This window comes from uncultured Roseobacter sp. (genome assembly GCF_947495275.1).
GTDB lineage: Bacteria > Pseudomonadota > Alphaproteobacteria > Rhodobacterales > Rhodobacteraceae > Roseobacter.
Window position 1 is genome coordinate 176,209 of the sequence record NZ_CANLYL010000003.1, and the last position, 13,609, is coordinate 189,817.

A 13,609-nucleotide genomic window follows, 5' to 3' on the forward strand; every position below is an offset into this window, starting at 1 on the left:
TGCCGGGGCGCTTGCGGCAAGGGCTACGGGTCATACCGGCGACACCCAGGCGATGATGCCACTCACGGTCACGACACTGACGATTGTGGAAAACAGGATGGCGGCGGAGACGCGATGCGGTGCGACACCGTAATGCTGTGCGAGGATATAGACATTGCCTGCCACCGGCAGGGCAGCGGCGGCGATGATCACGGCGGCAAAATAGGGATCCGCCGGGAAGACATAGAGCACACCGATTGCCACGAAAAGCGGATGCAGGCCCAGTTTGCAGACCGTGAGCCAGGCGGCCACCTGGATGCGTTCAGCGGATTTGCTGGCAAGCGATGCGCCAATTGCAAACAGCGCACCCGGGGTCGCCGCCCCGCCCAGGATGGCCAGAAATTCGTTGGCGGGCGCAGGGATGGGCCATTCGGAAAAAGACCATGCGAGCCCGAGGACAATCGAGACGATCATCGGGTTTTTGACCAACCCCAGCCCGACGGTCCGAAAGATGCCCAAATTCAGCCGACCGTCGCGCGACCCGGTGATGAGGATGACGATGAGGCTCGAAAAAACGATCAGATCAACGGCCAGTGACATCATGATCGGTCCAATCGCAGCGGCCCCCATTAATAGGGTCAGCATCGGCACGCCCAGAAAGCCCACATTGCCAATGGCGGCACATTGCGCCTCCACGGCGGCGGTTGCCACATCCAGTTTTCGAAAATAGGCAACCAGGGTGGCGATCAGATAGACGGCAAGCGTGCCCAGCAGGTATCCGGCCACGAGATTGGCGTCCCAGACATCCGACAAGGACAGGTTCGCGGAGAACCGAAACAGCATCGCGGTCAGGGCAAAGTAGAAGACGAATTTGGTGAGATAAGCCGTGGCTTCTTCACTGAAGAACCGCGTGTAGCCCGCCCAGTACCCCAGACCGATCAAGGCGAAAAACGGGACTGTCTTCAGGAAAATCTCAATCATGAAAGGTTGTTAGTGTGAAGTGTACGTGCCCGCAAGTCACCCCGAGCCGATGAGCACGCCCGCCGCAAAGACCAAGGCTCCCCCCATTACGACCTGCAGGGTCGCGCGCCAGAATGGCGTGTCCATGAAGCGGTTTTGAATCCATGCAATCGCCCAAAGTTCGACAAACACCACGGCAATGGCGATGACTGTCGCGGTCCAGAAATCAGTGATGAGATAGGGCAAGGCATGACCCAGACCACCCAGCGTTGTCATGATGCCGGAGGCAAAGCCACGTTTGATTGGTGATCCGCGGCCCGATAGCTGGCCATCATCCGACGCAGCCTCCGTGAATCCCATGGAAATGCCCGCGCCCACGGAAGCGGCAAGCCCGACGAGGAAGGTTGTCCAGGTATCCTGCGTGGCAAAAGCCGTGGCAAAGATCGGGGCGAGCGTTGAGACGGACCCATCCATGAGCCCCGCCAGACCGGGTTGCACCCAGGTCAGCAGGAACTGGCGATGCGCTGCCTGCTCCTCGGTCTGTCGTGTGTCTGCGTCAAGGTGCTTGGCTTCGAGATCTTCCGCAGCAATCTGATGGCCGGCTTCTGCGGCAGCAAGATCGCCCAAAAGCCTGCGCGTTGTTGCATCCGACGTATGAGCAGCGGCATTGAGATAAAATCTCTCCGCCTCGCGCTCCATCGCTTCGGCCTCGGCCCGCATGCGCTCAAGGCCAAGGTTTTCAATCAACCAGACGGGGCGGCGATTATAGTAACCTGCAACATGTTCTCGCCGGATCAGGGGGATCGTATCGCCGAAACGTTCCTTGTGCAGATCAATTAAACGCTGTCGATGTTGATCTTCCTCCAGCGCCATTCCTTCGAAGATATGCGCGGAATCCGGGAAATCGGCACGCAATCGTTCTGCATATCCACGATAGATGCGCGCGTCATCTTCTTCGGAAGAGATCGCCAGAGCCAGTATTTCCTGCTCGTTCAAATCTCGGAACCGTTTGCGGTTAAAGGAAAAACGCATGATCACCTTCCATATTTAGAATGGTTCTAATCTATAATATCCTCCGAGACAATCGCGTTTACCGAGGCCGGCATTGGAATTTGCTTGGAACTGAACGGATCGGTTTATATTCTGGGGTCGAATACCAGGAGACTCCATGGCAGCCACAGCAGAAATGATCCGAAAGGGTCGCAAGTTCGATCAGGTGCTTGAGGGGGCTCGGCGGGTTTTTATGGCGGATGGTTTCGAAGGCGCTAGCGTCGACGAAATTGCCCGGGTAGCAAGTGTCTCCAAGGCGACGCTCTACAGTTATTTCCCGGACAAACGGCTGCTTTTTATGGAGGTCGCAACAACCGAGTGCCAGAGGCAGGCCCGCGATGCCTTGGACAGCATCGATATGGCGGCAGAGCCTCGTGAGGTTCTGTTGCAAACAGGTCGCCATTTCCTCCGGTTCATCACGTCGAAATTCGGGCTGCAAATTTTCAGAATTTGTGTCGCGGAATCAGATCGTTTCCCGGAACTTGGTCAGAAATTCTATAGCTCCGGACCCGCGGTCATGCGAGCCGAAATGGCTGCCTATTTCGAACAGGCCGAAGCGCGTGGTGAATTGCGCATTGATGATCGCATCCTGGCCGTCGACCAATTTGGCGAGCTCTGCAAAGCGGATGTCTGGCCGCGTTTGATTTTCGGGGTAACCAAATCCGTGAGCGAAGCAGAGATCGAACGCGTGGTTCGCGGTGCCGTGAAAACTTTCATGGCCCGATATGGTGCTGGCTAGGGCAACACCAGAACCGGGGAGACAGCCCATTCGTGGTTCTACTTGATCGAAATCGAATACAAGGTGCCGTGCATCTCCCCCGCATATTCGGAATACACACTGAGCGCCGCAAATATTTGCGCTGGTGACGGTATATCAGTTGGCCGGTGATTTGCTTCCAGCCGCTCTGCCAGATCTGTGGGGCATCTGAACTGATCAAAAATGTGCGACCGTCTGAAATGGCCATGCTCAGCACGCCGCCAGCCAGCAGAATCCAGCACATCCATCACAATTCACCGGTATCCGTCAAATCTGGGCGCCATCGGCGTGCAGCAGGGCGAGCTAATCAAGTCCACACGATCCCAAACAGGCGTTCCCTAGCTCTTGTTCCGGTGATCGCGTATCCTAATTGCCTTTCCGGCGGAGCGTTCGACAGCGCCAACATCTCCGACCTCAATTGATACGCTGATCCCAACCGTTTGCTTGATCGCGGCCGCCAGCGCGCTTGCGCTTCTTTCACGATCTGCGGCGCCCATGGAGGCATCGGCGGCTTCACAAAGAATACGCATCTGATCCATGCGAGCGGGGCGCGTCAATTCGATCTGGAAATGTGGCGCGAGGCCGGACGTCGCCATCAAGGCTTCTTCGATCTGCGTCGGGAAAACATTCACACCCCGCAGAATGATCATATCGTCGGAACGACCCGTGACTTTTTCCATGCGGCGCATCGATCTGGCCGTTCCGGGCAAAAGCCGCGTCAGATCGCGGGTCCGGTACCTGATGATCGGGAAAGCCTCTTTCGTCAGAGACGTGAAAACCAGCTCTCCCTGCTCTCCTTCGGCAACCAGTTCGCCTGTTTCCGGATCAATGACTTCGGGATAGAAATGGTCCTCCCAGATATGCAGACCGTCTTTGGTCTCCACACATTCATTGGCAACACCGGGGCCCATGACTTCGGAAAGCCCATAGATATCAACGGCATGCATGTCGAAAGCCTGCTCAATCTCGTTACGCATGGCGTTGGTCCAGGGCTCCGCGCCAAAGATACCCACCTGCAGTGACGATGCACGCGGATCGAGACCCTGCGCTGCGTACTCATCCAGGATCGACAGGGCATAGGACGGCGTGACGGTGATCCCGGTTGGTTGAAAATCTTCAATAAGACGCACCTGCCGGGGCGTCATCCCACCGGAGATCGGAACCGTGGTCAAACCCAGAGCATCGGCACCAAGATGAATGCCCAAACCCCCGGTGAACAATCCGTAACCATAGGCATTGTGCAACAAATCCCCGGGTCTGAGGCCCGCCGCGCGCAAAGATCGCGCAACCACGGCCCCCCAGTTTTCCAGATCATTCTGTGTATAGCCAACGACCGTCGGTTGCCCGGTTGTCCCCGATGACGCGTGAATACGGGCGATCTGATCGCGCGGTACGGCAAACATCCCAAACGGATAATTAGCCCTTAGATCGGTTTTGACCGTGAATGGAAATTTCGCCAGATCAGCGAGCGCCTTGAGATCATCCGGATGCAGGCCGGCGGCATCAAAACTCTGCCGGTAGAAGGGTACGTTTTCATAGGCGTGGCGCAGGCTCCATTTCAGGCGACCCAGTTGTACACTCGAAATTTCGTCTCGACTTGCGATTTCGATGGCGTCGAGGCTCGCACGATCCGGCGTCAAATCCTTCATGCCTTGTCTCCGTCTTCTGCGTAGTGGTGTCCGTTGATGGTACGCGACAATCCGCGAAACAGTGCGACAAGATCGCCCTTGTCGTTAGTGACGCGAACATCGTAGGTGCCTGATCTTCCTGTGCGGGCCGTCTCAACAGCCTCTGCCGATAACCTGTCACCCAACTGCCCCGGCATCAGATAGGTGATCTGATTTTGCTGAGCGACTGTCAGTTGATTGTAGGTGTTGCAGGCAAAGGCAAAGGCGGAATCAGCTAACGTGAAAATATAGCCACCATGGCAAATCTCGTGCCCGTTCATCATATGCGGCAGCACATCGAACGAAAGCGTGGCACGTCCCGGCCCAATCCTGTCAATTTTCATACCAAGCGCCTGACTTGCCGCATCTTTCTCCATCATTATGGCTGCACATTTTTCAGCGCGGGTCTGCGCCCAATCCTGATTTGTCATTTATGTTTCCGAAATTCCATGTGGGTTGAAATTTTGTAACAAATTGAACTCTCGCTGTACATCACGAACGTGGGGACTTGATTTGGACGCCGAAGAGCGCAAGTCTAAGGTATGAACTTTCAAGTGCCACCGTCCGGCAACTCTGCCTCGGTTCCTCCGGATCAGATTGCATTTCATCGTACGGAATTGTCAGTGATCCTTTCGCTATACGGTCGATTTGTTGCCGCAGGTGAGTGGCGCGACTACGGCATTTCCTGTCTCCGCGACGTTGCCGTTTTTTCCATATTCCGGCGCACGGCGGAAAACCCTCTTTATCGGATCGAAAAACGTCCAAAACTGCGTGACAAACAGGGCATGTACACCGTTGTCGGAATGGACGGCCAAATAATGCGGCGCGGACATGATCTGAAAACAGTGTTGCGGGTATTGGAGCGCAAACTGATACGCGTCGTGGAATAGCGGTTCCAATTGCAGCACTCATCGGTGAGCTTTTTGGCACTAATCCAGTCGCTTATGCCCCGTAACCGGCCCATCGCCCTGTGCCGAAATCCGGGAAATCGCGGCGTCGATGTTTTCAATCGCCACGGCCATATGTCCGGCATTTGCATGAATGATGGTGTGTTCATCAATCACAAGGGCCACATGACCCGTCCAGAATAAGAGATCCCCCGGCTCGTAGGAGGCCCCAGGGGCCACTGTTCTGCCCAAGGACTGAAGCTGTTGGTCGCTGTCGCCGGGACAGGGCGTGCCACAGGCCAACAGGGCTGCCTGAACCAATCCGGAACAGTCTATTCCCCAGGCCGAATTCCCGCCCCAAAGATAGGGTACCCCCATGAACAGCCTGGCGACGTCAATGGGATTGCCGGCCTTGTCCGACAGCCGGTGAACATGTTGGCGCGGGACAAACCCTTCGAGCGTTTCGATGAACGTAGGCGTTTCCGAAATCGCGGAAAGCTGGCTGCCAAAAGACAAGCACAACTGCTCTGGGGATTTGAGATCACCTTCAAGATATACATGGGTTGAGCGCGCTGTGACCTGGTGCGTTGCATCGCGGCATGCGGTCAATGACTTGGCCTGAACAAAGCCACAATACCCGTCCTTTTGCGCCCGGATGAGCCGCCATTCGGCGTCGTGGTGCAAAACTGTCACCCGCTCTCCAAAGAGCAACTGGCGGTCGCGCGCGCCATCTGGTTGGCGGCATAAATCCACAATCGGCGCCATGATTTGCATGGGCTCTGACCGCGTCGCCAGATCTGGATCAGGAACACTGCGTGGATCGGTCATGGGTTTTGCACCCAACCGCGCTGTATCGATGGCGCTTGAGCGATCCGCCTTCTGAGAGAGCCGGGTGCAAAGAACGAGAGCATGTGCCAGGACCTTTTGTCTGAAATGCCTGACTGGCAGAGTAACGCCTTGGCCCTTCAGCGCAACCGATCAGATCGTGATGTCCTGCAAATCCCAGATTGCTGTCAACGATTGCTCTCCGGTGCGGATCAGTCGCGCCAGAGTTGCCGCAATAGCCGGTCCGTCGGTTGCATCAATGGCGTTTATGACATCAGCGGACACACGTGCCAGCACATGCATGCCAATCTGCTCCGCGATGGCAATCAATGAGCGGGAACATTTGCGTAGCTCGTCGTAGTTCGCGGCACTATGCAGCCTGCTGCAGTGGGACAGGCGCAGCGCCAACTCCTCCATCGCGCGACAAACCACATCTTCAGCCGCAGCTTCTCCGAGCTCGGCATAAAGGGCGCCCAGACGATCCTGATCGACATGTACGGTCTCTTTGAGCCTGATTTTCAGGACCTGATCCATAAAACTCACCTTTTTGTCCCCACGACACGCGGCCTTTATCTCGCGAAATCCTCTCCAAAGTGTTGAAGCCGGCCACCGATTTCTCTCGAATTCTATGAGAATTCAGGATAGTTGCACTCAACCACAAGGACGATCGGGACAGAAAAATGGAACAGGCAAAACCGCTTCCGGGATATCTGGTGCAGCGCTATCATGGCTGGAAAGCCACGGGCTATGCGGAAAACAAAGCATGGTATCGCAGGCTTGCCAGCGACGGTCAGCATCCACGGGCGATGGTGATTTCATGTTGTGACAGCCGCGTGCACGTCACGTCGATTTTTGGTGCCGATCAGGGCGAATTCTTTATTCACCGCAACATCGCCAATCTTGTGCCACCTTACGAGCCCGACGGCGATCATCATGGCACTTCGGCTGCGGTCGAATACGCGGTGACGGTGTTGAAAGTGGCGCATCTGATCGTATTGGGCCACTCCAGTTGTGGGGGCGTTCAGGGATGTCTTGACATGTGCCGAGGACAAGCGCCGGAACTGGAGCAAAAACACAGCTTCGTGGGCCGCTGGATGGATATTCTGAAACCAAAGTATGAGCTTGTGTCCGCCGAGCCTGATCTAGAAACTCAGGTGCGGCAGCTTGAAAAACATGCGGTCCTGACCAGCCTCGAAAACCTGATGAGTTTTCCCTTCATACAATCGCGTGTCGATGACGGTGAGCTGACCCTGCACGGCCTTTGGACCGACATCGGTGAGGGTGGTCTGGAATATTATAACACCGAAAAAAACCTGTTTCTGCCCGTCTGACCTTGATGAATTGAACAAGTGTTTTATTTCCCGACAGATGTTCAGGGAGTGATTGCATGGACCAGATCTTATCGCTTGCGGCGAACAACCTTTTGTCGCCGATCATTCTGTCGTTTGCCCTTGGGGTTGCGGCAGCGCTGGCGCGGTCTGATCTCAGCGTGCCCGAAGCCGCCGCCAAGGCGCTTTCCATCTACCTGCTTTTTGCCATCGGTTTCAAAGGGGGTGTCAGTGTCTCTGCCCATGGCATTGACGCCAAACTGGGATTTTCACTGATTGCGGGTATCTTCCTGTCCGCGGCCTTACCGATCATCGCATTTGCGCTGCTGAACGTCATGACCGGGCTGAGCCGGCTTGATGCAGCCGCTGTTGCGGCCCACTACGGGTCAATCTCGATCGTCACATTCGTTGCGGCCACTTCGGTTCTGGAAAGCAGCGGAATCGCGTCCGAAGGCTATATGGTTGCGGTCGCAGCGGCGATGGAGGCTCCGGCGATCCTGTCGGCCCTCTGGCTGATTTCACGCGGCGGGGACGGTCGCCGCATGGATCGTGATCTGTGGCGCGAGATTTTGCTGAACGGGTCAATTGTTTTGCTGGTGGGATCCTTTTTTATCGGCTGGGCCACCGGCGAAGACGGTCTGGCGGAGATTTCCAGTTTTATCGTTGCTCCCTTCAAAGGCGTCCTGTGCCTGTTCCTGCTGGACATGGGCCTTGTCGCAGGTCGCGGATTGCGCGGCGGTGGCGGCGTCTTGCGTCCCGGGGTGCTCGCCTTCGGCCTGGTGATGCCTGTCATCGGCAGCGGCTTTGGCCTCATTGCAGGCCTGTTGCTGGGGCTTTCGACCGGTGGCGTTGCCCTGATGATGGTTCTGTCAGCCTCGGCCTCCTACATTGCGGTACCCGCAGCAATGCGTGTCGCTCTTCCGGAAGCGAACCCATCCATCTATCTGACGCTCTCTCTTGGTGTTACATTTCCCTTCAACCTGACGCTTGGCATTCCGCTCTACATCGCGGTCGCGAGCGCCCTGACCGGAGCCTGATATCATGAAGACGCATAAGGCCAAACGTGTCGAGATCACCATCGAAGCCATCATGCAGTCCCGCCTGACGGACGCTTTGATCGGGGCCGGTGTCACCGGTTTTACAGTGCTTCCTGTTTTGGGGGGCACCGGCCGATCAGGGACCTGGGTCCGCGCCGGTGAGATTGGCCGGGCCAGCGGCATGGTACAGGTCATCTGCATCATCCGCCCGGAACGGCTGGACAGTCTTCTCAAAGCCGCCTTCGCAGTTGTCGAGAAACACATCGGCGTTGTGAGCATTGTTGACTGCGAAGTTCTGCGCGCGGAACGATTTTAACCTTTTCTAAACCAAAATTAAGGAATCCTCGGCGGCATGAACAAACGTACCGTCACGGTCCAGCTTCCGGCCGATTTGTTTCTTGCAGTACATGATCTGGCAACGGAGCAAGAGGGCACCGTGGCGACGATTGTCGAAGACCTGCTGGTCGCCCATCTTGCCACGCACAAAGGCGCAAAGAAGAAAGCTGAAATCGTCGATGAACGATTAATCTTTGCTTTGCAGAAGTTGCTGTTCCGAGACATGGCCGAAGCAGAAGGCTGGGACGATCTTGACCTGCGGCTCCGGCGTCATGGGTACTACCTCAAAATCGCCTGGGGCGGGTTGGCGCTGCACACGGAAACCAGCGGTCACAAACTGTGCAACACCGCCGACCTGGGATTTTCCTACGTCACTTTCCTACGTCGTTTCGGCCCGGGCAAACCGAAAGACCCCCGGTCGGAATAGACTGGCGCCTACCGGTGCCACGCACCCCAAAGGCCAAGTTTCGCTCTTCAATTGTACTGTGATCGGCTAGGCTGGCTGTAAATGTCTTGTGCCTGGCCATGGGTGGGCACCATAACCGGTGAAGGTATGGCTAAAAACAACGAGACATCTGGCGCGCACACGAAACAGGAAGTCGTCATTCTGGTCCATGGAACCTATGCGACGGCCGATGAGGACGAAGGTCTGCTGTGGTGGCAAAAGGGAAGCGATTTCTACGAGAACCTGGCACGACAGCTTCCGGATCACATCCGCATCGTGGAACCCGGGGAAATCTTTCGCTGGGGTGGCGAAAACAACCAGCTACATCGCATGGCTGCCGCCCGCAAACTAAAAGACTTTGTTCAAACCTATGAGGATCAGAACATCCCCTATCACATCGTGGCGCATAGTCACGGAGGCAGCGTTGCCTGGTACATGCTCTGTTGGGCGGAGCTACGGTATGCTATCGATCCCACACAACAATTAGCCCGATTTCTACTCAGAAGATACGCTAAAACAAAACTACCAAACTTGCGAAACCTGATTACTGTTGGGACCCCTTTCATCCATCTACATCCGCAAAAATTGTTTGTCAGGCGATCAGACATCGTCAAATTCCTTCTCAAAGCCCTTTTCTGGGTGCCAGTTTTCATTGGCATTGCATTTCTTGCCTCAAAACTGCAGGCAGACATTGGCCAAAATAGGGTATTCGGTTTTTGGACGTTCGCAGGTGTGTTTGTCATTTCGATCTTGGCCTGGATCCTGTTTGCGGTTTCCAATCTGAGAGTACTGCCCAGACAGCAAGCTATAATCGATGGCCATCTGCAAAGAGTTCTCGATTTGCACGGTCAAAAATGGTCGGGTCTGTGGTCTCAGGATGATGAGGCCATCGCGTTATTAAGAGCTGCCCAACGCTTGTCTCAAACGCCGCAAATCTTAAATGGTGTGCAGTTGGATATCCCCGACGAGCTACTTGGGATCAAACCGGGAGTTCTTTCGCTCCCTTCCCGGTTAATTTTCAGAGTGTTTTTCTTACCGACACGGATCGCTGTGCGCCTGTGGATCGGGTTCTTTCTACCGCTATTGGACCGCCTGCTGAAGGCACGGCTTGCTGGTATCTTGCTCGGAATGAGTCAATTGAACATCGTGAAATCCGTCGAACCCTGGCCGCATGAAAGCTTGGAACGGGAGAGCCCCTTGCCCGAAGCGGTTCAGGCCGAATTGCGCGCAACCTGCGATGTAACCCTTGCCAACTCGTCGTCGGGTGCCCGACCCGCCTTGCGTCATCTCTCCGTCGGCTCGGTCAATGATGCCATGAAGGCTTTTGGAGATACGGATAATGTGCTGATCCACAACAGCTACTTTGCCAATCCATCCGTTGTAGACATCATCGCCGGGATCATTTCTGCGGATCGGGGCGCGCGCGGTACAAAAAAACCCGCCAGTTTGACCTGACGGGTTCATGTTTCGATTGGCGCAGGATCACCCTTTTTTCAGCACCCGGTTGCCCAGCAGTTCCGCGATCTGCACCGCGTTCAGCGCGGCCCCTTTACGCAGGTTGTCCGACACACACCACAGGTTCAACCCGTTATCAATCGTGCTGTCCTGACGGATGCGGCTGATGAATGTGGCGAAATCACCAACGCATTCAACCGGTGTGACGTAGCCGCCGTCTTCGCGCTTGTCGATCACCATGACGCCCGGGGCTTCGCGCAGAATTTCGCGGGCCTCGTCTTCGTCCAGATGATCCTCGAACTCGATGTTCACGGCCTCGGAATGGCCCACGAAAACCGGCACGCGCACGCAGGTAGCTGTGACCTTGATCTTTGGATCGACGATTTTTTTCGTCTCCGCGACCATCTTCCACTCTTCTTTCGTAGAGCCATCTTCCATGAAGACATCAATGTGCGGGATCACGTTGAAAGCGATCTGCTTGGTAAACTTCTTGGCGGGTTTGTCATCAACCGGGTTGTAGATGGATTTGGTCTGATCCCAAAGCTCATCAATCCCTTCCTTGCCCGCGCCCGATACCGATTGGTAGGTCGAGACGACAACACGTTTGATCGTCGCACGGTCATGCAGTGGCTTCAGGGCCACAACCATTTGCGCGGTCGAGCAGTTGGGATTGGCAATGATGTTTTTCTTGGCGTACCCCTCAATCGCATCCGCGTTCACTTCGGGCACGATCAGCGGCACATCGGGGTCATAGCGATAGAGCGACGAGTTATCGATCACGACGCAGCCCGCCTTGGCAGCCTTGGGTGCGTATTGCTTGGTCGCCTCGGAGCCCACGGCAAAGAGCGCGATGTCCCAGCCGGTGAAGTCAAACGTATCGAGATCCTTCGTCTTGAGCGTCGTCTCGCCAAAGCTGACTTCCGTACCCAGAGACTTGCGCGAGGCAAGCACCGTGATCTCGTCCACAGGGAAGTGACGTTCGGACAGAATGTTCAGCATTTCGCGGCCCACATTACCTGTGGCACCCGCAACAACGACGCGGTAACCCATCTGTTTTACTCCAATGTTCAAGTGATGGTGGGCGCCTCTTATACCCCTATTGCCTTGGGGGAAAGGGCCTCACGCGCTGTTGTTCTTCCATTTGGCCGCTGTTTTCTTGGCCGTTTGCAACAACATGTCGATATCCAGTGCCACCGCGACGAATCGCGCACCGGCTTTGAGGCTGTCGTTGATCATTGTTTCATTGGTGGTGAGAATACCTGCGGCTTTGCCAGATGCGGCGATTGTCGCCAAGGTGTCCATGACGGTCTTTTGCACATCGGGGTGAAAAATATCCTCCAGATGCCCCAGATCGGCGGCGAGATCTGCCGGGCCAACAAACACGCCGTCAATCCCGTCAATTTCCAATATCTCATCCAGAGCAGCCAGCCCCTTGCGGCTTTCCACCTGTACCAGCAGGCACATCTGCGCGTCGGCCGTGGGGCCATAGTTCTTGAGCGTACCGAATTTAGACGCCCGGGCGAGCGAGTAGCCCACGCCCCGATCTCCGCCCGGCGGATACCTTACCGCCCGCACCAGCCGCCGGGCCTGTTCCGCGCTCTCCACCATGGGGACCAGAACCGTCTGTGCCCCGGCATCGAGCACCTGTTTGATGATCCACGTCTCGCCAATCGGCACGCGTACCACCGGATGGCTGTCCGACGCCTCGAGCACCATCAGCTGGTCACGAATGGTACGCAGGTCATTGGGAGAGTGCTCGCTGTCTATGACAAGCCAGTCGAACCCAGCTTTTCCCATAACTTCCGCCGGGTAGCGATCGGAGAGGCCCATCCAGCAGCCAAACAGGGTCTTGCCATCCGCAAGCGCTTTTTTGAAAGGGTTGATCGGGGCAGGCATAATAGGTTTCCTCGGCTCAGTTGTTTGCCGACACTAGGCGAAGAACCCCGGGAAACACCAGAGCCGAGGCGAACCTGCCAAACGGCGCTCCGGGTACCCCGCTAGTGGCTCTTTTCCAGATCGAGGCTCAGTTCGTGCGCCAACCGGAAAAATTGCCGCCTGACATCCTGCGCATAGGGATTCAAATTCTCTATGGCGTCAAAAACTTCGGGCGCGTCGTTTTGGACCATGGAAATTGAGGTGATCAGCAGATCAAAGCTCCGAGTTGTCATACGGGAGGGCAATGGTCCCATGCTGAGCAAAACCTTGGCAATCAAATGGGTCAGCCCCTGGACCGTTGCCGCCTCGCGGTCATGCGCGTGCGGCGTGGTCATGATGACATCCAGCCCAAGGTATTTGCGAAGGAAGGCCCCGAGACGCCAATGGCAGGCACCCCGGATTGGACACAGGGCGATCTTCAAACCTCTAAAACCATCGCGCGCGCTTTGCGGGCCAAAGAGCGGATGCGTGGCAACAACGTCTACATCCTCCGGGAGCGTTCTCGCCATGATGTCGGCAGGCTGCACTTTGACAGATCCGACATCAACGATCAGTGCACCGGGGCGGCAGGCTTTGGCCACCGACGCCACCACATCCTCGAAGCTCGAAACCGGTGACGCGATGACCACAACGTCACATTGCGCGACCCTCTCCAATGAAACGAAGGTGGTTCCGAGCGCCGTGGCGCCACCCTGCGGCTCCGGCAAAGGGTCATAGGCAAAAATCTCGAAATACGCCTTCAGGCTTTGGGCAATCAGTTTTCCAAAGGCGCCAAACCCAATGATCCCAAGGGTTTCTTTTGAAGTTTTTTGTATGTCGTTTTTCATTTCAATGACCTCGTTAGGTGCCACCCGGGCAAGGTCATATTTTGAATGCAGACCGCTGTCAGGGCAGCGGATAATTCACGATAAAGCGTCCGCAGCTATCAAAGCTGAGGATAATAGACGT

16 protein-coding genes are annotated in these 13,609 nt (G+C 56.0%); 7 read left to right on the plus strand and 9 right to left on the minus strand.

The genetic code is table 11. The features are described from left to right. Positions 1 to 30: 30 nt before the first annotated feature. Positions 31 to 960, minus strand: a complete 930-nt coding sequence (locus Q0802_RS07375) for an AEC family transporter (protein WP_298915791.1) — start codon at positions 958 to 960, stop codon at positions 31 to 33. Positions 961 to 996: 36 nt separating this feature from the next. Next, positions 997 to 1,971, minus strand: coding sequence for an iron exporter MbfA (mbfA, locus tag Q0802_RS07380; protein WP_298915794.1), 975 nt, complete (start codon positions 1,969 to 1,971; stop codon positions 997 to 999). A 136-nt stretch (positions 1,972 to 2,107) separates the two neighbouring features. Between mbfA and Q0802_RS07385 the strand changes: the two genes are divergently transcribed. Continuing rightward, entirely contained in the window at positions 2,108 to 2,728 is a 621-nt protein-coding gene (locus Q0802_RS07385; RefSeq protein WP_298915797.1) for a TetR/AcrR family transcriptional regulator, read from the plus strand. A 356-nt stretch (positions 2,729 to 3,084) separates the two neighbouring features. Here Q0802_RS07385 and paaK read toward each other — a convergent pair whose 3' ends face one another. Together paaK and paaI are read right to left on the minus strand one after the other, a co-directional pair. Then, positions 3,085 to 4,395, minus strand: a complete 1,311-nt coding sequence (paaK, locus tag Q0802_RS07390; protein WP_298915801.1) for a phenylacetate--CoA ligase PaaK — start codon at positions 4,393 to 4,395, stop codon at positions 3,085 to 3,087. Continuing rightward, positions 4,392 to 4,844 (minus strand): hydroxyphenylacetyl-CoA thioesterase PaaI, encoded by a 453-nt coding sequence (paaI, locus tag Q0802_RS07395; protein ID WP_298915803.1) that lies wholly within the window; start codon positions 4,842 to 4,844, stop codon positions 4,392 to 4,394. Before paaI ends, paaK begins: the two co-directional genes overlap by 4 nt. A gap of 111 nt (positions 4,845 to 4,955) precedes the next feature. Between paaI and Q0802_RS07400 the strand changes: the two genes are divergently transcribed. Further along, entirely contained in the window at positions 4,956 to 5,303 is a 348-nt protein-coding gene (locus tag Q0802_RS07400; protein ID WP_298915806.1) for a DUF2794 domain-containing protein, read from the plus strand. A gap of 39 nt (positions 5,304 to 5,342) precedes the next feature. On the opposite strand, the gene Q0802_RS07405 is transcribed toward Q0802_RS07400, so the two are convergent. Then, a complete protein-coding gene (locus Q0802_RS07405) occupies positions 5,343 to 6,128 on the minus strand; it encodes an NlpC/P60 family protein (protein WP_298915809.1) in 786 nt (261 codons plus the stop codon). 150 nt (positions 6,129 to 6,278) lie between these two features. Beyond that, positions 6,279 to 6,659 (minus strand): hypothetical protein, encoded by a 381-nt coding sequence (locus tag Q0802_RS07410; protein WP_298916815.1) that lies wholly within the window; start codon positions 6,657 to 6,659, stop codon positions 6,279 to 6,281. Positions 6,660 to 6,805: 146 nt separating this feature from the next. On the opposite strand from Q0802_RS07410, the gene Q0802_RS07415 reads away from it, so the two are divergent. The 5 genes from Q0802_RS07415 (at position 6,806) to Q0802_RS07435 (ending at position 10,726) form a co-directional block, all read left to right on the plus strand. After that, on the plus strand, positions 6,806 to 7,456 hold the full coding sequence (locus tag Q0802_RS07415) for a carbonic anhydrase (protein ID WP_298915812.1): 651 nt from the start codon (positions 6,806 to 6,808) through the stop codon (positions 7,454 to 7,456). Between the two features lie 56 nt (positions 7,457 to 7,512). Further along, positions 7,513 to 8,490 carry a sodium-dependent bicarbonate transport family permease gene (locus Q0802_RS07420; RefSeq protein ID WP_298915814.1) on the plus strand — a complete coding sequence of 326 codons (978 nt, stop codon included), beginning with the start codon at positions 7,513 to 7,515 and terminating at the stop codon, positions 8,488 to 8,490. Positions 8,491 to 8,494: 4 nt separating this feature from the next. Then, complete coding sequence (locus Q0802_RS07425; RefSeq protein WP_298915816.1) at positions 8,495 to 8,806, plus strand: transcriptional regulator; 312 nt, start codon at positions 8,495 to 8,497, stop codon at positions 8,804 to 8,806. A gap of 36 nt (positions 8,807 to 8,842) precedes the next feature. Then, entirely contained in the window at positions 8,843 to 9,253 is a 411-nt protein-coding gene (locus Q0802_RS07430; protein WP_298915819.1) for a hypothetical protein, read from the plus strand. A 348-nt stretch (positions 9,254 to 9,601) separates the two neighbouring features. Continuing rightward, on the plus strand, positions 9,602 to 10,726 hold the full coding sequence (locus Q0802_RS07435; protein ID WP_298915822.1) for a hypothetical protein: 1,125 nt from the start codon (positions 9,602 to 9,604) through the stop codon (positions 10,724 to 10,726). Between the two features lie 27 nt (positions 10,727 to 10,753). On the opposite strand, the gene Q0802_RS07440 is transcribed toward Q0802_RS07435, so the two are convergent. From Q0802_RS07440 to Q0802_RS07450, 3 genes are all read right to left on the minus strand, one after another. After that, positions 10,754 to 11,776, minus strand: coding sequence for an aspartate-semialdehyde dehydrogenase (locus Q0802_RS07440; RefSeq protein WP_298915825.1), 1,023 nt, complete (start codon positions 11,774 to 11,776; stop codon positions 10,754 to 10,756). A 69-nt stretch (positions 11,777 to 11,845) separates the two neighbouring features. After that, positions 11,846 to 12,622 (minus strand): HpcH/HpaI aldolase/citrate lyase family protein, encoded by a 777-nt coding sequence (locus Q0802_RS07445; protein ID WP_298915828.1) that lies wholly within the window; start codon positions 12,620 to 12,622, stop codon positions 11,846 to 11,848. Between the two features lie 101 nt (positions 12,623 to 12,723). Then, entirely contained in the window at positions 12,724 to 13,488 is a 765-nt protein-coding gene (locus tag Q0802_RS07450) for a prephenate dehydrogenase (protein ID WP_298915831.1), read from the minus strand. Positions 13,489 to 13,609 lie beyond the last annotated feature (121 nt).